Consider the following 20,483-nt stretch of genomic DNA (forward strand, 5'->3'; position numbering starts at 1 on the left):
AGCGGGAAGGACCGCCGCTAGAGCTTGCGAAGTCCACTGAGCACCCTTTCGAGCAGTGTCACGTCTGGCTGGCCGCCGGCGCTCTCGTCGCCGCCGGGCTGATGGATGGCGACCAGTCCCGCCTCCGCCAAGTCGGCGACGAGGATCCTGGCCACGCCGAGAGGGATCGTGAGCAGCGCCGAGATCTCGGCCACCGACTTGATCTCCCGGCAGAGGTTGCAGATCCGCTGATGCTCGGGCAGTTGCCCCTGCATCTGGTGCGGAGCCGCGGTGGTGTGCACCAGCGCCTCGATGGCGAGCTGGTACCGGGGCCTGGTGCGTCCGCCCGTCATGGCGTACGGACGCACCAGAGGGTTGTTCGATGCTCCCGCGGGCGCCGGCTCGGGGGAGTGGCGCTGCGGCTGCACCGGCTGGATGCGCGGTGCCGCGGGCTGGTCGTACGGCGAAGGGCCGGGGCCCTGCGGGGCGTACGGCTGCCGGTGGCGGGGGGCGGAGGGGAAGTGGTACGGGTTCGACCGGTGGTCACCCGAACCCTGGGCAGGACCGTAGTCCCAACTGCCCGATGACGGGCCACCTGGGGGTGTTGTCACTTCTTTTCTCCTCCTCCGACTGTGCCCTGACATCCAGCAGTGTGGAAGCCGCGTCCCGAAACCTTACGACCCCGGGACACCGGAGCGCATCGGCCGTCTCTCAGTTGAGAAGGCTCCCTTGGAGCTCCGCACGAAGATCCGGTGTCAGGACCGAGCCGGCGCGGTCCACCAGAAGCGCCATCTCGTAGCCGATGAGACCGATGTCCGCCTCCGGATGTGCGAGAACGGCGAGGGACGAACCGTCGGAGATGGACATGATGAAGAGGAATCCCCTCTCCATCTCCACAACCGTCTGGTTCACGCTGCCGCCCTCGAAGATCCGCGAGGCGCCCGCGGTCAGCGAGGTCAGTCCGGAGGCGACGGCCGCCAACTGGTCGGCGCGATCACGCGGGAAGCCTTCGGACATCGCCAGAAGGAGTCCGTCGGCGGAGACCACCACCGTGTGGGACACCCCCGGGGTGTTGTCCACGAAGTTGGTGATCAACCAGTTCAGGTTCTGTGCCGCCTGGCTCATCGGGCTCACACTAACGCTCCTGGTTGTAGGTGCTGTCAGGACCGAAGCCCTGGACGTTCGATTCACTGCCTGCGTTGCGGCCTCGTTGGACGCCGCGCCGCAGGTTGCTCAGCCTGCCCCGGACGTCCTCCGGGGCGCGGGAGACCTGTGGGCCTCCCTGGGGGGTGGTTTCGGCGGCACCCTGGACCAGGTTGGCCTTGGGTACCCGCCGAGGCAGACCGGAGGCGGTGACCCCGCCTGCCTTGGGCTTGCGGAGCTGCGAGGCCTGCTGCCAGCGCTCGTCGTTCGCCGAGTGCCAGCTGCCGTCCCCGCCGCTGGGCGACGGGGAGGAGGCCGGCGACTCCCGGTCCACGGGCCGAGCGCCGTTGGCTCCGCTCGCGGTGGATCCGCGGCGGGGAAGCCCGGCGTCGGTCATCTCGTGGACGGCGGGGTCGGCCGGTCCCGGACGGTCGAAGCCTACGCGGTCCGACTCGCTTGCGTCACCGGCCTGCGCAGATTCCGCTTCCCGGGCTTGTGGAGCGTACTGGTCCGGGTAGCCGTTCTGGTAGCCGTCCTGCTGCGGCCAGTCGTCCTGGTGGGGGCGGCGCTCCAGGCCGGGGTAGCTCTCGGCGGAGGCGGAGTGCCCCGGAGCGGGCCCGTCCGCCGCCGGCTCCGGATAGGAAGCCTCCGGGTAGCCGTTGCCGTTCGGGTAGCCGCCGTTCTGCGACGGACCGCCGTCCTGCGGCAGGTACGGCTCCCCGTACGACGGCTGCGGTGCGCCCTCGTACGCGGAACGCAGCCGGTCGTCGTAGGCCTCCTGCTGCTGGTCGCCGTAGCCGGTCTGCTGGTCGCCGTACCCGGTCTGCCGGTCGTCGTAGCCGGTCTGCTGGTCGCCGTAGCCGGTCTGCCCGCCGTCGGGGTCGGCCTGCTGCTCGAAGGCCCCGGCCGGCGGATCCTGCGGGGCGCCACCACCGTCGGCGAACCCGGCGTACTCGTCGTACCCGCCGCCGAAGTCGTCGGTGTACGCGGGCTGCTCGGGCGCCGGGGGACCGTCCTGCGGGTCGTGGGCCTGGGCTTCCAGGGCCGCCCGGCGCTCTCCGCGCATCAGGGAGCGGCCGACCGGGTCCAGCTCGCGGATGTCGTCGGGGACGTCGGCGTAGCGGCTGTCGTCGAAGCCGAGTTCGGCCGCCGTGCGCAGCGGCTGCTGCCCGCCGAAGTCCTCGCCGGCGATGTCCTGCTCCGGGATGATCTGCGAGACGGTGAACTCGTCGCGCTGCAGCGCCGGCTCGCCACCGCCACCGTGGGTGATCGCGTCGGGCAGCATGACCAGCGAGGTGGTGCCGGCCTGCTCGCCGGAGGGGCGCAGCTGCACCCGGATGCCGTGCCGGTCGGACAGCCGGCCGACCACGAAGAGGCCCATGCGCTGGGAGATCGCGGCGTCGACGGTCGGCGGGTTGGCCAGCTTGTGGTTGATGTCGGCGAAGTCCTCGGCGATCAGGCCGATGCCCTTGTCGTGGATCTCGACCATGACGCGGCCGTCGGGCAGCCGGGTGGCGGTGACGCGGACCTTGGTCTGCGGGGAGGAGAACGTGGTGGCGTTCTCCAGCAGCTCGGCCAGCAGGTGCACCAGGTCGGTCACGGCGCGGCCGTGGATGTCGCACTCGGGGACGCCGGACAGCTCGATGCGTTCGTACTGCTCCACCTCGGAGGAGGCGGCGCGCAGCACGTCGACCAGCGGCACGGGCTGGTCCCAGCGGCGGCCGGGCTCCTCGCCGGCCAGGACGAGCAGGTTCTCGCCGTTGCGGCGCATACGGGTGGCCAGGTGGTCCAGCTTGAAGAGGTTCTCCAGCTGGTCCGGGTCCGCCTCGTTGTTCTCCAGGTCGGTGATGAGGGTGAGCTGGCCCTCGATGAGCGACTGGTTGCGGCGCGAGAGGTTGGTGAAGATCGCGTTGATGTTGCCCCGCAGCAGGGCCTGCTCGGCGGCGAGGCGGACCGCTTCGCGGTGCACCTGGTCGAAGGCCCGGGCCACCTCGCCGATCTCGTCGGTGGTGGTGATCGGGATCGGCGTCACCTGGGTGTCGACCCGCCCGGGGTCGGTACGGGAGAGCTGGTCGACGAGCATCGGCAGGCGCTGCTCGGCGATGCCGAAGGCGGCGTTGCGCAGCTGGCGCATCGAGCGGCTCATCTGCTGGGCCACCGCGCCGGCCAGGATGAAGGCCAGCAGCAGTGCGACGACCACCGCGGCACCGGTGACGACGGCGTCCCGCTTGGCGCTGTCGGCGACGTCCTGGGCCTCGGTCACGGCCTGGTCGACGAGGTCGGTCTCCAGCTGGCGGTAGCCCGCCACCTTCGCGGTGGAGGCGGCCAGCCAGGTCTTCGGCGTCACGCCCTTGCCGGCCAGTTCGTCCGTGGTGAAGGCGCCCGAGGCGATGCCCTGGAGCATCTTGTCTGCGGCCGGGATGGCGGTGTAGGCGCCGCCCTGGGTGGAGGAGGTCTGGCCGGCGTCCACGGCCGTGCCGGAGTCCCCGATGGCCTTGCGCTGCTGGGCCATGATCTGGTTGAGGCGGTCGACGTCGGCCTGCGTGCCGGACGAGACGAACTCGTTGACGGAGATGCCCTCGAGGTACCGGTACGTGGCCAGGGAGACCCGCTGCTGCTGGAGCACGGTGGCCTTGTCGCTGGGGCGGATCAGCAGATGCGTGCCGATGGAGCGCTCCAGCGAGGTGGCCGCCTTGGCCAGTGAGACGGCGTAGACGGTGCGGCCGTAGCTGGTGACGTTGCCGGTCCCGAGGCTCAGCTCGTTCGCGAACTCCATCAGGGAGTGCTGGACGGAGACGTAGCCCTCCTCCGTCTTCACCGGGTCCATGGCCGGGGTGTAGGCGGCCTTGCGCAGGGCGTCCAGCTTGGACTCGTTGGAACGGAACAGCTTCAGCCGGCGGTCCAGGTTGCCGGTGTGCGGCATGTCCGCGGCCGCCGCGTCGAACACCTGCTTGGCGTTGTCGGTGTCCTCGCGCAGCTTCTTGACCTGGTCCGTCACGCCCTTGCCCTGGAGCAGGTCGGGGGCGGACAGGTCGCGTTCGTCGAGGAGGGCCTGGCCGTAGTCCTCGGCGGCGCGGACGAGGAGCGCGACGTGCTTGGCGTCCTCGGCCTCCTGCCAGGTGTCGATCGAGCTCTTCACCTGGAAGCCGCCCATGACGAGGCCGACCAGCACGGGTATGAGCAGGATCGCGTTCAGCCGGGTGGGCACCCGCCAGTTGCGCGGGGAGAGACGGCTGCCGGGAGAGGTGACCGGATCGGGGCCGGACGCAGGGGCGGGCGCCGCTCCGCGCGGCGGCGGGGTGAAGTTGCCCCGCGCCGCCGGCTCGGGACGTTTCTGGCTTCGCCTCACTCGACCAACAACCTCTCGGCGGTCGGCACCTACGTCGTGCCGCAGTTTCTCAGAGCCCGGCCGGTCGTGTCGGCCGACGGTGCGTCGACCGGGAATACGTTGCGTACCAGCGGGCAGTTCAGGCATTCCAGCACGTCCACCTGCGGTCTTCCAAACAGTGGGATGCGACGGTCCGACGTGATGTAAGCCCCAGATAAAACGGTCATAAAGAGCGAGCCCCGCCAAAAGGCGGGGCATTCGTACGCGCAGCGGCACTGATCGACCGCGACGCGTTGCCGATCTCCGCGATTCCTCTGCCGAACTGTTATGAACACCGGAGCCGACCGTGTCAAAGGCCACAGCCGGCTCCGGTGCCGATACGGCAACTGCCCTGGTGGACGTACGACTTGGATGCTACTTCAGCCGTGCCATGAGGGCGTGTTCCACCAGGGTGATCAGGGCCGACTTGGCGTCCGCGCGGTGGCGGGCGTCGGTGGTGATGATCGGAGTGTCGGGCCCTATCTGGAGGGCTTCGCGGACCTCGTCGGGGTTGTAGGGCTGCTGTCCGTCGAAGCCGTTGAGGGCGATGACGAAGGGCAGGCCGCTGTTCTCGAAGTAGTCGACGGCGGGGAAGCAGTCGGCCAGGCGGCGGGTGTCGACGAGGACGACGGCGCCGATGGCGCCGCGTACCAGGTCGTCCCACATGAACCAGAAGCGGTCCTGGCCGGGGGTGCCGAAGAGGTAGAGGATGAGGTCCTGGTCGAGGGTGATGCGTCCGAAGTCCATGGCCACCGTGGTGGTGGTCTTGTCCCCGGTGTGGGTGAGGTCGTCGATGCCCGCTGATGCGGATGTCATGACGGCCTCTGTGCGCAGCGGGTTGATCTCCGAGACGGCGCCGACGAACGTCGTCTTGCCCACGCCGAAGCCGCCCGCCACCACGATCTTCGCGGAGGTGGTGGCCCGTCCCGCTTCAGAGCTTGCGAAGTCCACTGAGCACCCTTTCGAGCAGTGTCACGTCCGGAGCACCCGTCGCCTCGTCGCCACCCGGCTGGTGGACCGCGACGAGACCGGCCTCGGCGAGGTCGGCAACGAGGATCCTGGCCACCCCGAGCGGCATGGCCAGCAGTGCGGACACCTCCGCGACCGACTTGACCTCCCGGCACAGATGGCAGATGCGCTGGTGCTCGGGCAGCAGCCCCATGAGCGCCGCCGGATCTGCCGTGGTGCTGATGAGCGCCTCGATGGCGAGCTGGTAGCGCGGCCTGGTCCGGCCGCCGGTCATCGCGTATGGCCTGACCAGCGGCTGGTCGCCCTCTTCCTCGTACGACTCGGCGTACGGATCATGGGCGTTGGGCGGGGTCATGAATCCTCCGGGCGGGACAGCAGGTCGAGCGAGTCGCGGTTGCCGTCTGACGGGGGCCGGTGGGGGGATCGTGGCGGCCGGACGGTGTGGTGGTGAGACGGGTGGATCCTGAGTGGTCAGTGCAGGAGACTTCCCTGGAGTTCGGCGCGCAGATCGGGCGTGAGGACCGCGCCCGCACGGTCGACCAGGAGGGCCATCTCGTAACCGACGAGACCGATGTCGCATTCGGGATGGGCGAGTACGGCGAGGGACGAGCCGTCCGAGATGGACATCAGGAAGAGGAATCCCCGCTCCATCTCGACGACCGTCTGCGCCACATCGCCGCCCTCGAAGATCCGGGAGGCACCCGCGGTCAGCGAGGTGAGTCCCGAGGCGACCGCGGCGAGCTGATCGGCGCGGTCGCGGGGGAAACCCTCTGACATCGCCAGCAGCAGGCCGTCGGCCGACACGACGACCGTGTGGGACACCCCGGGGGTGTTGTCCACGAAGTTCGTGATCAACCAGTTGAGGTTCTGTGCCGCCTGGCTCATCTGGCTCAACTATCGCTCCTGCTGGTGAGTGGGGCTCGGGTGGTTGCCGGTCGCCGGGCCGGTACCGGCCGAGCGACCCTGCGCGATACCCCGACGGAGATTGGTCAGCCGCCCGCGCACGTCGTCAGGCGCACGCGAGACCTGCGGACCGGTTTGGTGCTGCTGCTGCTGAGCCGTACCCGGCACGAGATTCGCCCGGGGCACGCGACGCGGGAGGCCGGAGGTGGTGACGCCGCCCGCGGCGGGCTGGCGGACGCGTTCCGCCTGCCGCACCAGATCGTCGTTGGGCGAGGTGCGCCAGGCCGCGGTCTGCGGGCCCCGCTGCTGCGGCGGCGCCGCGGGCTGCGGCGGCTGCTGCCGGGGGGCCGGCGCGGAGCCGTTGCCCTGCTGACCGGCCGCGCCGGCGGAGCCGCCGCCCCGGAACCAGTTGGTCTCCAGCGTGTCGTACAGCGGGGTGCGGCCGTCCGCCGGGCCGGTCGCCGGAGGCAGGGCCTCCGCCTCGGGCCTCGGCGCGCGCTGCTGCCCGGGCTGGGGGTACCCGTAACCGCTCTGGGGCTGCTGGGACGGCTGCTGCGGGTAGCCGTACCCGTTCTGCGGCTGCTGCGTGGACGGCTGCGGGTAGCCGTACCCGTTCTGGGGCTGCTGGGACGGCTGCTGCGGGTAGCCGTACCCGCCGGTCTGCGGCTGCGGGCGCTCGAACTGGCCGGTGCCCCCGGACCCGTCCGGGCGGCCGGGCAGCGAGTGACGTCCCGTGGGGGACTCCTCGTAGCCCGGTGCCCTGAACTCGCCGGTAGTGCCGGAATCCTGGGCCTGCGGGGCGGCGAACTGGCCGGTGGACGACGGCCCGTCCGGGCCGCCGCTCGGGCCGGCCGGCGCCCCGAAGACGTCCGAGCGCATGAACTGGTCGTCGCCGGGACGGCCGTTCTGCCGGGGTGCCTCGGCGCCCGGGCGGGGGAACTCGCCCGTGCCGCCGGGCACCTGCCGCTCGTCGAACCGCGGGATCTCGGCCGTGGAACCGGGGCCCTGTCCCGCGTCGATGCGGGGCATCCGGGAGGTGGCGGTGACGTCCGGCTCGTCGTGGCCGCGCGGAGCGTCCAGCGAGGCACGCGGCACCGGCGGCTGGGCGGCCTCGCCGCCCCAGCCGGGCGTCCGCTGCGGCTCGGCGCCGGGCAGCTCGGGACGCTGCCCGGCACGCGGCGGGAGCTGCGGCCTGCGGCCGCGGCGGCCCTGCTCGGCGCCGGAGTCGTCCTGCGGGCGCTGACCGGGGGCCGTCCCCCGCCCGGCGCCGAAGGCGTCCTGCTCGGGCGCCGGGGCACCCCCGGACTGGAGGCCCTGCGGCGGCGCGGCCGGCGACTGGCCGAACGGGGCGCCCGCCCCGGCGGTCGGCCGGCCCTGCTGGGGAGCGGCGGGCGACTGCGGACCGGGGGCGCCGCCGGGCGCACCCGGGCGTCCGCCGTCCCGGCCGGGAAGTGCGGCCCGCGGACCCTGACCGGCACCGAGCCGGCCCGCGCCGGACGGTCCGGCGCCGACGGCGCCGTGCTGCTGCCCGGACTGGGCCTGGCGGCGGGCCGCGGCCGCGCCGGCGGCCGCCTGCGCGGCCGCCGGTCCACCGGCGTTGCCTGCGCCCTGGCCGCCCTTGCCCTGCGGCTTCTTGCCGCCCTGGGCGACGTCGACGGGCAGCATGACCAGCGCGGTCGTGCCGCCGGAGTCGGACGGGCGGAGCTGGATGCGGATGCCGTGGCGCTGCGACAGCCGGCCGACCACGAACAGGCCCATGCGCCGGGAGACGGAGACGTCCACGGTGGGCGGCGACGCCAGCCGCTCGTTGATCGCCGCCAGGTCCTCCGGGGAGAGCCCGATGCCGGTGTCGTGGATCTCGATCAGCACCCGGCCGTCGGGCAGCGCGTGACCGGTGACCTTGACCTTGGTCTGGGGGGAGGAGAACGAGGTGGCGTTCTCCAGCAGCTCGGCGAGCAGGTGCACGAGGTCGTTGACCACGCGGCCGGCCACCTCGGTGGACGGGACGGCCGCGAGTTCGATGCGCTCGTACTGCTCCACCTCGGACGCGGCGGCACGCAGCACGTCGACCAGCGGGACCGGGCGGGTCCAGCGGCGGCCGGGCTCCTCGCCGGCGAGGACGAGGAGGTTCTCGCCGTTCCGGCGCATACGGGTCGCGAGGTGGTCGAGCTTGAACAGCGAGGAGAGCTGGTCCGGGTCGGCCTCGCGGGACTCCAGCTCGGAGATCAGCGAGAGCTGGCGCTGGATCAGGCCCTGGGAGCGGCGCGAGAGGTTGGTGAACATCGCGTTGACGTTGCCCCGCAGCAGGGCCTGCTCGGCGGCGAGGCGGACCGCCTCGCGGTGCACGTCGTCGAAGGCCGCGGCCACTCGGCCGATCTCGTCCCGGGAGTGCACGCCGACCGACTCCACGGAGGTGTCGACGTCCTGCGGGTCGGCCTCGGAGAGCTGCTTGACCAGCTCGGGCAGGCGGTCCTGGGCGACCCTGGTCGCGGTGTCCTCCAGCCGGCGCAGCGAGCGGATCATGGAGCGGGCCACCACGAAGGCGCCGACCAGCGAGACACCGAGGACGAGCAGGATGAGCGCACCGGAGATGATCGCCTCGCGCTCCGACTCGGCACGCAGCGTGCGCGCCTTCTGCTCCATCTCCTCCAGCAGGCGGTGCTCGATGTTCTTCATCTGCTGGATCTTGACCGAGCTGTCGTCGACCCAGTCGCGGTAGGAGCGCTTCTCCAGGCCCTTCAGGCCCTCCGACCGGCCCAGCGCGCGACCTGCGTAGAGGTCGGTCGCCTCGATCGTCGGGTTGCCCTCCTCGATGGGCTTCAGCAGTTCCTCGGCGTTGCTGGTGCCGTAGATGCTGCGGAAACTGTTCAGTTCCGACTTCTGGCTCTCCAGCGCCGACTCGGCGTAGGCCCGGTCGTTGGAGGACAGGTTGCCGTAGGTCGTGTTGTTGGCGGGCAGCGCCGAGGCGAGGACGGCGCGCTGCATGGAGGCGTACTCCTTGGCCGCGGAGAACGCCGCCAGCGCGCGGGTGCGCTGGATCATCTCGGGGTTGCTGGTCGCCTGGGCCATGTCCTGCGAGAGGTCCAGCAGGTGGGTGATGAGGCGGTGGTAGGCCTCGACCGTCTGCGTGGCGTTGCCCTGGTCCGCGTCCGCGAACGCCTGCTGCCGGATCTTGCTGAGGGTGTTCAGGTCGCGTGCGATGCCGACGACGCTGTCGCGCACGCCCTGCAGGTTGTTGTCCTCGACCTGCTCGGAGGCGGTGAGGAAGTTCTCCTTGGCGCGGTCGGTGCGGTCCCGGTAGCCCTTGACGGTGTAGTCGGAGGCGCTGCCGTGGTGGGCCAACGGGCCGGCGGACTGGTCGCGCTCCTCCTGGAGCGCGGCGGCCAGTTCGGTGGCCTGCGTGGTCATGTCGGTGAGCAGCTTCATGTTGTCGAGCTGCTTCATGTCCTCCATGGAGCCGCTGATGCGCAGCGCGCCGAGGGTGGTCGCGGCGACCACGGGCAGCGCCAGCAGCGACACCAGGCGCGTGGAGATACGCCAGTTGCGCAGGGCTATTCGGGGGCCGGGGCCGGTGGCACCCTTGGACCTGACGACGGGCGCGGCGGGCCCGGACGGGGGGCCCGAGGCCGACCCGGTCGCACCGGGGCGCTCGCCGCCCTCTCCGACCTGAGCCGGGCCCTGGTTCTGGGCGTGCTGGGGCGAGGAACCGCGGTCGGTCCCGCCGTGCGGCTCCGGCTCGGCCGAAGCGCTGCCATCCCTCTTGAAACGTCCCTGCACTAGCGTCGCAACCTCTGAACCAGGCGCCCCTCCGGGTGAACGGCGGGACACGGTGTCGGCGTTGTGGGGAGCGCCCTGAATGCGCCCCCCGGGTGGTCTTCGTCGACCGGCGCTGTCTCCCCCCTTCCGCCGCCACTCGGCGCTGTGCTGCGCCCGGCGCGCCGGCCAGATCCTGCGGCGGTCCGTGGCATTCCAGCACAGTGCAGGATCTCCAACAAGGTTCGTGGGCCAGGCTGTGACCTCCGTGACACCATGTGAGTGACGAGTTACCAGGCGTGGAAAGTGATTGCCCGTAAAGCGGACATAAAGGAGCGAGGCGTGAACCCGCGTCCGGTGTCCCAGTCGCCATGATCAGGAGCGGAATGGTCGCTTCAGGTGTCCGGTGTCCGTTTCGTCGGACTGGCGGGCGCGGCGGAATCGACCGCTTTGTCCCGCCGGTCGTGAGCAAAGTCACACCGCAGCCATGTGACCTTCACGTCTGCGGAGGGAATTCGCACGCCTAACCTGGCACTTTACAAAAAGCAATAGTCTGGTAACCGCGCGCATCGGGTAGCTTGATCCCCTCCCCAGGCACTCTGGGGAGCGCACCCGCGCCCCGAGACGACAGGGTTCCCGCCACCGTGAAGACGACGACGATGTTCCACCGGATCGCCAACCCGCGCCGCACGACGCTGGCCCACCTGGCGGACGCCGCCGAACTGCAGACGCCGCAGCAGCCGGAGCACTCCTCCGAACTCCCCGCGCAGACCGCCAACCCCCGGCGCACCGTCCTGATGGAGCTGCCGGTCGCGGCCGGCGCGCAGTAGCCCGGCCGCGAGGCCCCGCGCCCCCGAGGGCGCCCGTGTCGAACGGGCGCCCTCCGTGCGTCCGGCGCGCCCCTTCGGCGGTGCGACGCCGCGCGCAAGGCCGGCGGCCCGCCCGCGCTAGCCTGGACCGTCAGACTCCCGCCAGCTCAGCACTCAGTTAAGGGGCGCAAGGATCCCGTGCGCATCGCCAGGTTCTCCATCGACGGGAACGTCGCCTTCGGCGCGGTCGAAGGCGACAAGCCGGACGAACTAGTCCTCAACATCATCAAGGGCATCCCGTTCGCGGACCACGAACTCTCCGGCACCCGCGTGCCGCTGAACCAGGTCCGGCTGCTGCCGCCGGTGCTCCCCAACAAGGTCGTGGCCTTCGGCCGCAACTACGCCGAACACGCCAGGGAGATGGGCGACGAGGTGCCCGAGGCCCCGTTCGCCTTCTTCAAGCCCTCCACCTCGGTCATCGGGCCCGGGGACGAGATCCAGTACCCGGCGTTCTCTGAGGAACTGCACCACGAGGCCGAGCTGGCCGTAGTCATCGGCCGCATGTGCCGCGAGGTCCCCCGCGAGCGCGTGCAGGACGTCGTCCTCGGCTTCACCTGCGCCAACGACGTCACCGCGCGCGACGTCCAGCGACGCGAGAAGCAGTGGGCCAGGGCCAAGGGCTTCGACACCTCCTGCCCGCTCGGCCCCTGGGTGGAGACGGACCTGGACCTGCGCGCGGCCTCGGACCTGACGATCCAGCTCACCGTCAACGGCGAACAGCGCCAGCTGGGCCGCACCAGCGACATGGTCCACTCGATCGAGGACCTGATCGTCAACGTCTCCGAGGCGATGACGCTGCTCCCCGGCGACGTCGTCCTCACCGGCACCCCGGCAGGGGTCGGCCCCCTGCACGTCGGCGACGAGGTCGCCGTCACCATCGAAGGCATCGGCACTCTCACCAACAAGGTTGTCAAGCGTGGCTAGCGCACCCGCCTCCCCCGTACGCGTCCGTTTCTGCCCGTCGCCCACCGGTAACCCCCACGTGGGCCTGGTCCGCACGGCCCTGTTCAACTGGGCGTACGCCCGCCACCACGGCGGCACGTTCGTGTTCCGCATCGAGGACACCGACGCGGCCCGCGACTCCGAGGAGTCCTACCGCCAGCTGCTCGACTCGATGCGCTGGCTCGGCTTCGACTGGGACGAGGGCCCCGAGATCGGCGGCCCGCACGCGCCGTACCGCCAGTCCCAGCGGATGGACCTCTACAAGGACGTTGCCGACAAGCTCCTGGACGCCGGCCGCGCCTACCACTGCTACTGCTCCCAGGAGGAGCTGGACGGCCGCCGCGAGGCCGCCCGGGCGGCCGGCCGGCCCTCGGGCTACGACGGCCACTGCCGCGACCTGGGCACCGAGCAGGTCGAGCGGTACAAGGCGCAGGGCCGCACCCCGATCGTCCGCTTCCGCATGCCCGACAAGACGATCACGTTCAACGACCTGGTCCGCGGCGAGCTGTCGTTCACCCCGGAGAACGTCCCCGACTACGGGATCGTGCGGGCCAACGGCGCTCCCCTCTACACGCTGGTCAACCCGGTCGACGACGCCCTGATGGAGATCACCCACGTCCTGCGCGGCGAGGACCTGCTCTCCTCCACCCCCCGGCAGATCGCCCTGTACGAGGCGCTCATCGAGCTGGGCGTCGCCCACCGCGTCCCCGACTTCGGCCACCTCCCCTATGTCATGGGGGAGGGCAACAAGAAGCTCTCCAAGCGCGATCCGCAGGCGTCGCTGAACCTGTACCGCGAGCGCGGCTTCCTCCCCGAGGGCCTGCTCAACTACCTCTCCCTGCTGGGCTGGTCGCTCTCCGCCGAGCAGGACGTCTTCTCCGCGCGGGAGATGGTCGCGGCCTTCGAGATCGGGGACGTCAACCCCAACCCCGCCCGCTTCGACCTGAAGAAGTGCGAGGCGATCAACGCCGACCACATCCGCCTGCTCGAGGTGAAGGACTTCACCGAGCGCTGCCGCCCCTGGCTGGCCGCCCCGTTCGCCCCCTGGGCATCGGAGGACTTCGACGAGGCCAGGTGGCAGGCGATCGCCCCGCACGCCCAGACCCGCCTGAAGGTCCTTTCGGAGATCACCGACAACGTCGACTTCCTGTTCCTGCCGCAGCCGGTCCACGACGAGGCGAGCTGGGCGAAGGCGATGAAGGAGGGCAGCGACGCGCTCCTGCGCACGGCGAGGGAGAAGCTGGAGTCGGCCGACTGGGACTCCCCGGAGTCCCTGAAGGAGGCCGTGCTGGCGGCGGGCGAGACCCACGGGCTGAAGCTCGGCAAGGCCCAGGCGCCGGTCCGGGTCGCCGTCACCGGCCGCACCGTGGGCCTCCCCCTCTTCGAGTCCCTGCAGGTGCTGGGCAAGGACGCCTCGCTGTCCCGCGTCGACGCGGCCCTGGCGAAGCTGACCGAGGGCTGAGCGGAACCCGGGAGCCCGGAGGGGGCGGCGGCCGACGGGCTGCCGCCCCCTCCGAGCGTCCGCCCCCTCCTTTCCCGCTGTCCGCCGTCCACCGGACACGCGGCCGGGAGCGGGGCTACCGTCGAGCCATGAGCATCCGAGCCGTGGTCTGGGACGTGGACGACACCCTCTTCGACTACACCACCGCGGACCGCGAGGGCATGCGGGCCCATCTGTCGGCCGAGGGCCTGCTGGGGGGCGGCGAGACCGTGCAGGCGGCCCTCGGCCGCTGGCGGGAGGTGACCCACCGGCAGTGGGCCCGCTTCTCGGCGGGGGAGACGAGCTTCGAGGGGCAGCGCAGGGACCGCGTCCGGGTCTTCCTCGGCCGGGAGCTGACCGACGCGGAGGCCGACGACTGGTTCCGCCGCTACCTCCGCCACTACGAGACGGCCTGGTCCCTCTTCCCGGACGTGCTGCCCGCCCTCGACGCGCTCGCCGCGAGCCACCGGCACGCCGTGCTCTCCAACTCCAGCCTGCACGTGCAGGACCCCAAACTGCGCGCCCTCGGGGTCCACGGCCGCTTCGAGACCATCCTCTGCGCCGCCGAGCTCGGCGTCTCCAAGCCCGAGGCCCGCGCCTTCCACGCGGCCTGCGAAGCACTGCGGCTCGCGCCGCACCAGGTGGCGTACGTCGGCGACCACCCGGAGATCGACGGCCGGGGTGCCGCCGAGGCCGGAATGCTCTCGGTGTGGATCGACCGTGACGGGGTCCACACACCCGGTGACGGGCCCGGTGGGCCGCGCCGGATCGCCTCCCTCGCCGAACTCCCCGCGATCGTCGGCGCGGATACCCGTTTTGGAGCCCCGTCCACCTTCGGGTAATGTTCTTCCTGCGCCGCGGGGAGCGGGCCGAAAGGCCGGAGCCCCGGAGCGCGGGAGAGAGCGAGAACCCTGCACGGGTTTGCGTTCCGATGGCCTATGGTGTAATTGGCAGCACGACTGATTCTGGTTCAGTTAGTCTTGGTTCGAGTCCAGGTAGGCCAGCTCGCAGAGCTCATCTGCACCGCGGATCACATCCGCAAGCCCCCGTTGTGTAGCGGCCTAGCACGCTGCCCTCTCAAGGCAGTAGCGCCGGTTCGAATCCGGTCGGGGGTACGGATCCCGGGAGTTCTCCGGAACTGCACGTGATCAGGGCCCCCGTTGTGTAGCGGCCTAGCACGCCGCCCTCTCAAGGCGGTAGCGCCGGTTCGAATCCGGTCGGGGGTACTGAAGGTGAAGGGCGTCCGCAGCGCGCGGAGGCCCGAGCCACCTTGGTCTATGGTGTAATTGGCAGCACGACTGATTCTGGTTCAGTTAGTCTTGGTTCGAGTCCAGGTAGACCAGCTGATCTGCGGAAACGCATGATCGAGGCCCCCGTTGTGTAGCGGCCTAGCACGCCGCCCTCTCAAGGCGGTAGCGCCGGTTCGAATCCGGTCGGGGGTACAGCGAGTGGAGGCCCTCCGGGAAACCGGGGGGCCTTCGTCGTGTGCACACCCCTCCCGCGAAGCCGCGTCCGCCCCGCGCCGTCCCCGGGCCGACTCCCGCGGCCCGCGGCGGACCCGCACCACGGCAGCGGCCCGCGGCGCCACGACGGCAGCGGCCCGCGGCGCCACGGTCGCCCCAGGCCCGGTGGGGAGAGACCGGGAAGGGCCCGCCGCGGCGTTGAGGCCGGCCCTCCCCGGTGACGTACTCCGGTCCCGGGCTCCTCAGCCCGAGCGGCGCAGCGCCTCGGACAGACGACCGGCGGCGTCGATGACCGCCTGGGCGTGCATGCGCCCGGGATGGCGGGTGAGGCGCTCGATGGGTCCCGAGACCGAGACGGCGGCCACCACGCGGTTCGAGGGCCCGCGGACCGGCGCGGAGACGGAGGCGACCCCCGGCTCGCGCTCGCCGATCGACTGCGCCCAGCCCCGGCGCCGCACACCCGACAGGGCGGTCGCCGTGAAGCGGGCGCCCTGCAGGCCGCGGTGCAGGCGCTCCGGCTCCTCCCAGGCCATCAGGATCTGCGCCGAGGAGCCGGCCTTCATCGTGAGTGTCGAGCCCACCGGGACGGTGTCCCGCAGCCCGGAGAGGCGCTCGGCCGCGGCGACGCAGATGCGCATGTCGCCCTGGCGCCGGTAGAGCTGCGCGCTCTCGCCGGTCATGTCGCGGAGGTGGGTGAGCACCGGTCCGGCGGTCGCGAGCAGGCGGTCCTCACCCGCCGCGGCGGCCAGTTCCGCCAGCCGCGGGCCGAGGATGAACCGCCCCTGCATGTCGCGTGCCACCATGCGGTGGTGTTCCAGCGCCACGGCCAGGCGGTGGGCCGTGGGTCGTGCCAGTCCGGTGGCCGAGACCAGGCCCGCGAGGGTGGCCGGACCGGACTCCAGAGCGCTCAGGACGACGGCCGCCTTGTCCAGAACGCCGACGCCGCTACTGTTGTCCATGCAACGATACTCGCGTCTCACTCTGTGAAACGCAAGTTCAATTTTCGGTGGAACCCGCCACTCTGGATGTCACGAAGGCACAGCGGCCCGCGGATCAACGGGCCTGGTGGCGACTGCCCGGACGCAGGTGCGAGGGCAACGCCTCCTCAAGATCTCTAGTTGGGCCGGAGGACGTTCGCCGGCCGGAGGGAAAGCGATGGGTAGGACACTCGCGGAGAAGGTCTGGGACGACCACGTCGTCCGGCGCGCCGAGGGCGAGCCCGACCTCCTCTTCATCGATCTGCACCTGCTGCACGAGGTGACCAGCCCGCAGGCCTTCGACGGCCTCCGCAAGAGCGGCCGGACCGTGCGGCGCCTGGACCTGACGATCGCCACCGAGGACCACAACACCCCGACCCTCGACATCGACAAGCCCATCGCCGACCCGGTCTCCCGGGCCCAGCTCGAGACGCTGCGCAAGAACTGCGCCGAGTTCGGGGTGCGGCTGCACCCCCTCGGCGACGTCGAGCAGGGCGTCGTGCACGTGGTCGGCCCGCAGCTGGGCCTGACCCAGCCCGGTACCACCGTGGTCTGCGGCGACTCGCACACCTCCACGCACGGCGCCTTCGGCGCGCTGGCGTTCGGTATCGGCACCTCGCAGGTCGAACACGTGCTGGCCACCCAGACGCTGCCGATGGCCCGCCCCAGGACCATGGCGATCACGGTCGACGGCGAGCTGCCCGCGGGCGTCACCGCCAAGGACCTGATCCTCGCGATCATCGCCCGGATCGGCACCGGCGGCGGCCAGGGCTACGTCCTGGAGTACCGCGGCGAGGCCATCGAGAAGCTCTCGATGGAGGCCCGCATGACCATCTGCAACATGTCGATCGAGGCCGGTGCCCGCGCCGGCATGATCGCCCCCGACGAGACCACGTTCGCCTACCTCCAGGGCCGCCCGCACGCCCCGCAGGGCGCGGACTGGGACGCCGCGGTCGCGTACTGGAGGACGCTGCGCACCGACGACGACGCCGAGTTCGACGCCGAGGTGGTCATCGACGCCGCAGAGCTGTCCCCGTTCGTCACCTGGGGCACCAACCCCGGCCAGGGTGCCCCGCTTTCGGCGTCCGTCCCCGATCCGGCCTCGTACGAGGACGCTTCGGAGCGCCTGGCCGCCGACAAGGCCCTGGAGTACATGGGACTGGAGGCCGGCCAGCCGCTGCGCTCCATCGACGTGGACACCGTCTTCGTGGGCTCCTGCACCAACGGCCGCATCGAGGACCTGCGCGCCGCCGCCGGGATCCTGCAGGGCCGCAAAGTCGCCGACGGCGTACGGATGCTGGTCGTGCCCGGGTCCGCGCGGGTGGGCCTCCAGGCCGTCTCCGAGGGGCTGGACGTCGTCTTCAAGGAGGCCGGCGCCGAGTGGCGGCACGCCGGCTGCTCGATGTGCCTGGGCATGAACCCCGACCAGCTCGCGCCGGGTGAGCGCTCGGCGTCCACCTCCAACCGCAACTTCGAGGGCCGCCAGGGCAAGGGCGGACGCACCCACCTGGTGTCGCCGCAGGTCGCGGCCGCGACCGCGGTACTGGGCCACCTGGCCTCCCCGGCCGACCTGAACGACGAGAACGCCGCCCGCACGCCCGCTGGAGTCTGATCAGTCATGGAAGCATTCACCACCCACACCGGCCGGGCCGTCCCGCTGCGCCGCAGCAACGTCGACACCGACCAGATCATCCCCGCCCACTGGCTCAAGAAGGTCACCCGGGACGGCTTCGAGGACGGGCTGTTCGAGGCCTGGCGCAAGGACTCCGAGTTCGTGCTCAACCGACCCGAGCGGCAGGGCGCCACGGTGCTGGTCGCCGGCCCCGACTTCGGCACCGGCTCCTCCCGCGAGCACGCCGTGTGGGCCCTGCAGAACTACGGCTTCAAGACCGTGATCTCCTCCCGCTTCGCCGACATCTTCCGCGGCAACTCGCTGAAGAACGGCCTGCTCACGGTGGTTCTGGAGCAGGACGCCGTGGAAGCGCTGTGGGCGCTCACGGAGCAGGACCACGAGGTCGAGATCACCGTCGACCTGCACCGCCGCGAGGTGCGGGCCGAGGGCGTCACCGCCGCCTTCGAACTGGACGAGAACGCCCGCTGGCGGCTGCTGAACGGCTTGGACGACATCTCCATCACGCTTCAGAACGAGGCCGACATCGCGGCGTACGAGGCCGAGCGGCCGTCGCACAAGCCGCGGACCGTCCAGGTCTGAACCAAGTGGCCGCCCGCCTCTGAACGGGGCGAGTTTCGGCCACCGCAGCACACCCCTGTACCCCCGATCGGCCCGATCGGGGGTACAGCCGTGTCTGCACCCGAACGGCCCCCCCCGCACCTCGGACGGGCGCCTCAACTCCCTTGGTTGGGTCGGTTGTTGTCCGGGTACACGGGATGCCGGCGCGCGGCCCGGCCGGACGCGCGGAAGGCGCGAGGAGGCGGCAGTTGCCCCCTGGGCGGGCGACAACTCGCCCCAGATGGCACAATCTGTGCATGGAACACGACGGCCAACTCGAGCTGTATGCGGCAGTCGCGGACCACCTCAAACAAGCGCACGCACGAGTGCGCGCACTGCAAGTCCCGGAGGGCGTACGGATGGCGCTGACCCGGAAGCTGCTGGTCATTACGGCCGCGGCCAAGCACGATCTCGCCGGAGCGGCAAGGCGTCTGGAGGCGTTCACGGCGGACCTCGACGCCGGGCGGCTGCCCGAAGAGGACCGCTGAGCACATCAAGGCAGCCGAGTCCGTTGCGGCGCACGGGTGATAAGCCCGTTTCGTGTTTGATTTGCGGTATATATCTGCCTAACGTGCGAAAAAGCCTGAACAGTTTCGTTCCGGCGATGTCTCCGAAGGGGAAGACGTGAACAAGGCGCAGCTCGTAGAAGCGATTGCCGACAAGTTGGGCGGCCGCCAGCAGGCCGCCGACGCTGTCGACGCGGTCCTGGACGCCATCGTCCGCGCGGTCGTGGGGGGAGAGCGGGTCTCGGTCACCGGTTTCGGTTCGTTCGAGAAGGTCGACCGCCCGGCCCGCTACGCCCGCAACCCCCAGACGGGCGAGCGGGTTCGGGTGAAGAAGACCTCCGTTCCGCGCTTCCGCGCAGGCCAGGGCTTCAAGGACCTGGTCAGCGGCTCGAAGAAGCTTCCGAAGAACGACATCGCGGTCAAGAAGGCCCCCAAGGGCAGCCTGACCGGAGGCGCCTCCGCGACGGTCAAGAAGGCGGCCGCGAAGAAGGCCGCAACCAAGAAGGCCGCGGCCAAGAAGACGGCCGCCGCCAAGAAGGCCGCGGCGAAGAAGGCGACGCCGGCGAAGAAGACCGCCGCCGCCAAGAAGGCCGCGGCGAAGAAGGCGCCCGCCAAGAAGGCCGGCACCGCCGCCGCCAAGAAGACGGCCGCCGCCAAGAAGGCCGGCGCCGCCAAGAAGACGACGGCGAAGAAGGCCCCGGCGAAGAAGGCGACCGCCAAGAAGGCCCCCGCCAAGAAGTCCTCCGCCCGCAAGACCACCGCCAAGAAGGCCGCCGCCCGCAAGTAGCGGTGCACAGGCGACCCACGCGCCGGGCCGGACTCCCCTCGGAGGCCGGCCCGCGGCGCGTCCGCCCCGCACGCACCGGCGCCGACCGGCGGCCGCCCGGTCCTCACGTACTCACAGGGTCTGCAGCGTCACCAGCGTGATCCGCAGCGCGCCACCCGCGCCCTCGGTCTCGATCCGCACCCGCTGCCCCGGCCTGAGCAGCCGCAGCCCGCCCGCGTCGAACGCGGGCGCGTCGAAGGCCACCGCGGTGCCGTCGTCGAGCAGCACCTGCCCGCTGCGGGTCCCGGGGTCGTACGTGTACGCGGTCGCCTGCATGAACGCAGCCTACTGCCCGCCCGCCGCCGGCGCGGCGCCGGGAACCGCCCGGCAGGCCGCCGCCGTCCGGGGGCCCACCCCCAGCGCCAGCGCCGCCCGCAGATCCTCGCCGGTGTCCACGTCCCGGCGCACCGAATCCACCCCCGCCACCCGCACCTCCACCGCCCCCGAGGCGCGATGCCGGGCCCGCGACCGCGGGCCGAAAGCGGGCGACAATTCCCGGCACGGGCCGGCCGCCAGCAACGTCGTGCCGATCCCCGCCGCATCCGGAAGAAAAGCCCGCGGGAATTCTGCCGCCGCGTCCAGAACACGGGTCAGTTCCGGCGGACGCAATGCGGGCAGATCCGCGTTCAGTGCCGCCAGCGCGCACCCGGGCCGGGCCGCGCGCACCGCCGCCGCCCCGTGCGCCAGAGCCGCGTTGAGCCCGTCCGGCGGCTCGTCGGGCACGATCAGCGCGCCCAGCGCCGACAGCTCGCGCCCCGCCCGCGCGTCGTGGGTGACGACCGCCACATCGCGGACCGCGGGGGACGACAGCGCCGCCGACACCGTGTCCAGCGCGAAGGCGAGCACGAGACCGGGGCGCACCCCGTCGGGTACCGCGCCCGCGAGTCTGCTCTTGGCCCGCGCCAAGGGCTTCAGGGGGATCACCAAGGTCCACCGCACCTGCGTACCGCCCCTCTCTCGTCGCGATCATTGTCCCCCGGGCCCGTCGCCGCCCCCGCGCCGGCCGCGGCCGGAAGCCCGGTGGACGGGCGGTGGCGGCGCAGGTGCGGGCGTACGGTGTTCTCGACAGACCGGCG

Annotated in this window: 18 protein-coding genes and 5 tRNA genes; 13 read left to right on the forward strand and 10 right to left on the reverse strand. The window is 71.5% G+C overall.

Annotation, left to right across the window (positions count from 1 at the left end; genetic code table 11):
• Window positions 1-17 precede the first annotated feature (17 nt).
• The 7 genes from ACL02U_RS07575 to ACL02U_RS07605 all read right to left on the reverse strand — a co-directional run bounded on the left by ACL02U_RS07575 (window position 18) and on the right by ACL02U_RS07605 (window position 10,138).
• Entirely contained in the window at window positions 18-590 is a 573-nt protein-coding gene (locus ACL02U_RS07575) for a DUF742 domain-containing protein (RefSeq protein WP_412789891.1), read from the reverse strand.
• Window positions 591-690: 100 nt separating this feature from the next.
• A complete protein-coding gene (locus tag ACL02U_RS07580; RefSeq protein WP_039658182.1) occupies window positions 691-1,104 on the reverse strand; it encodes a roadblock/LC7 domain-containing protein in 414 nt (137 codons plus the stop codon).
• A gap of 10 nt (window positions 1,105-1,114) precedes the next feature.
• The gene (locus ACL02U_RS07585) at window positions 1,115-4,471 is read right to left on the reverse strand and encodes a nitrate- and nitrite sensing domain-containing protein (RefSeq protein ID WP_412789892.1); all 3,357 of its coding nucleotides are present in this window, start codon (window positions 4,469-4,471) and stop codon (window positions 1,115-1,117) included.
• Window positions 4,472-4,864: 393 nt separating this feature from the next.
• Window positions 4,865-5,440: a GTP-binding protein gene (locus ACL02U_RS07590; protein ID WP_412789893.1), complete on the reverse strand. Its 576-nt coding sequence runs from the start codon at window positions 5,438-5,440 to the stop codon at window positions 4,865-4,867.
• Entirely contained in the window at window positions 5,421-5,813 is a 393-nt protein-coding gene (locus ACL02U_RS07595; protein WP_412789894.1) for a DUF742 domain-containing protein, read from the reverse strand. Before ACL02U_RS07595 ends, ACL02U_RS07590 begins: the two co-directional genes overlap by 20 nt.
• Window positions 5,814-5,929: 116 nt before the next feature.
• On the reverse strand, window positions 5,930-6,343 hold the full coding sequence (locus ACL02U_RS07600) for a roadblock/LC7 domain-containing protein (protein ID WP_121890767.1): 414 nt from the start codon (window positions 6,341-6,343) through the stop codon (window positions 5,930-5,932).
• Window positions 6,344-6,352: 9 nt separating this feature from the next.
• Window positions 6,353-10,138: a nitrate- and nitrite sensing domain-containing protein gene (locus ACL02U_RS07605; RefSeq protein WP_412789895.1), complete on the reverse strand. Its 3,786-nt coding sequence runs from the start codon at window positions 10,136-10,138 to the stop codon at window positions 6,353-6,355.
• A 620-nt stretch (window positions 10,139-10,758) separates the two neighbouring features.
• Between ACL02U_RS07605 and ACL02U_RS07610 the strand changes: the two genes are divergently transcribed.
• The 9 genes from ACL02U_RS07610 to ACL02U_RS07650 all read left to right on the forward strand — a co-directional run bounded on the left by ACL02U_RS07610 (window position 10,759) and on the right by ACL02U_RS07650 (window position 14,847).
• Window positions 10,759-10,944, forward strand: coding sequence for a hypothetical protein (locus ACL02U_RS07610; RefSeq protein ID WP_412789896.1), 186 nt, complete (start codon window positions 10,759-10,761; stop codon window positions 10,942-10,944).
• Between the two features lie 177 nt (window positions 10,945-11,121).
• A complete protein-coding gene (locus ACL02U_RS07615) occupies window positions 11,122-11,907 on the forward strand; it encodes a fumarylacetoacetate hydrolase family protein (protein WP_412789897.1) in 786 nt (261 codons plus the stop codon).
• On the forward strand, window positions 11,900-13,387 hold the full coding sequence (gltX, locus tag ACL02U_RS07620) for a glutamate--tRNA ligase (protein WP_412789898.1): 1,488 nt from the start codon (window positions 11,900-11,902) through the stop codon (window positions 13,385-13,387). The genes ACL02U_RS07615 and gltX overlap by 8 nt, the downstream gene beginning before the upstream one ends.
• Before the next feature lie 128 nt (window positions 13,388-13,515).
• Complete coding sequence (locus ACL02U_RS07625) at window positions 13,516-14,247, forward strand: HAD family hydrolase (RefSeq protein WP_412789899.1); 732 nt, start codon at window positions 13,516-13,518, stop codon at window positions 14,245-14,247.
• 90 nt (window positions 14,248-14,337) lie between these two features.
• Window positions 14,338-14,409: transfer RNA gene (locus ACL02U_RS07630), tRNA-Gln, on the forward strand.
• A gap of 38 nt (window positions 14,410-14,447) precedes the next feature.
• A tRNA-Glu gene (locus tag ACL02U_RS07635) sits at window positions 14,448-14,520 on the forward strand.
• Between the two features lie 38 nt (window positions 14,521-14,558).
• Window positions 14,559-14,631 (forward strand) — tRNA-Glu (locus ACL02U_RS07640).
• Window positions 14,632-14,676: 45 nt separating this feature from the next.
• Window positions 14,677-14,748, forward strand: a tRNA-Gln gene (locus ACL02U_RS07645).
• Between the two features lie 26 nt (window positions 14,749-14,774).
• Window positions 14,775-14,847, forward strand: a tRNA-Glu gene (locus ACL02U_RS07650).
• Between the two features lie 263 nt (window positions 14,848-15,110).
• Here the strand turns inward: ACL02U_RS07650 and ndgR are convergent.
• A complete protein-coding gene (gene ndgR / locus ACL02U_RS07655) occupies window positions 15,111-15,827 on the reverse strand; it encodes an IclR family transcriptional regulator NdgR (protein WP_412789900.1) in 717 nt (238 codons plus the stop codon).
• Between the two features lie 196 nt (window positions 15,828-16,023).
• On the opposite strand from ndgR, the gene leuC reads away from it, so the two are divergent.
• The 4 genes from leuC to ACL02U_RS07675 all read left to right on the forward strand — a co-directional run bounded on the left by leuC (window position 16,024) and on the right by ACL02U_RS07675 (window position 19,368).
• Entirely contained in the window at window positions 16,024-17,457 is a 1,434-nt protein-coding gene (gene leuC / locus ACL02U_RS07660) for a 3-isopropylmalate dehydratase large subunit (protein ID WP_412789901.1), read from the forward strand.
• Window positions 17,458-17,463: 6 nt separating this feature from the next.
• Entirely contained in the window at window positions 17,464-18,057 is a 594-nt protein-coding gene (leuD, locus tag ACL02U_RS07665; RefSeq protein ID WP_412789902.1) for a 3-isopropylmalate dehydratase small subunit, read from the forward strand.
• Window positions 18,058-18,332: 275 nt separating this feature from the next.
• The gene (locus ACL02U_RS07670; protein ID WP_412789903.1) at window positions 18,333-18,563 is read left to right on the forward strand and encodes a hypothetical protein; all 231 of its coding nucleotides are present in this window, start codon (window positions 18,333-18,335) and stop codon (window positions 18,561-18,563) included.
• A gap of 136 nt (window positions 18,564-18,699) precedes the next feature.
• A complete protein-coding gene (locus ACL02U_RS07675) occupies window positions 18,700-19,368 on the forward strand; it encodes an HU family DNA-binding protein (protein ID WP_412789904.1) in 669 nt (222 codons plus the stop codon).
• A 111-nt stretch (window positions 19,369-19,479) separates the two neighbouring features.
• Here ACL02U_RS07675 and ACL02U_RS07680 read toward each other — a convergent pair whose 3' ends face one another.
• Together ACL02U_RS07680 and cofC are read right to left on the reverse strand one after the other, a co-directional pair.
• On the reverse strand, window positions 19,480-19,683 hold the full coding sequence (locus ACL02U_RS07680; RefSeq protein ID WP_412789905.1) for a hypothetical protein: 204 nt from the start codon (window positions 19,681-19,683) through the stop codon (window positions 19,480-19,482).
• A 9-nt stretch (window positions 19,684-19,692) separates the two neighbouring features.
• Window positions 19,693-20,346 carry a 2-phospho-L-lactate guanylyltransferase gene (gene cofC, locus ACL02U_RS07685; RefSeq protein WP_412789906.1) on the reverse strand — a complete coding sequence of 218 codons (654 nt, stop codon included), beginning with the start codon at window positions 20,344-20,346 and terminating at the stop codon, window positions 19,693-19,695.
• Between the last annotated feature and the right edge of the window lie 137 nt (window positions 20,347-20,483).

Source organism: Streptomyces sp. MS06, from assembly GCF_047200655.1.
GTDB lineage: Bacteria > Actinomycetota > Actinomycetes > Streptomycetales > Streptomycetaceae > Streptomyces.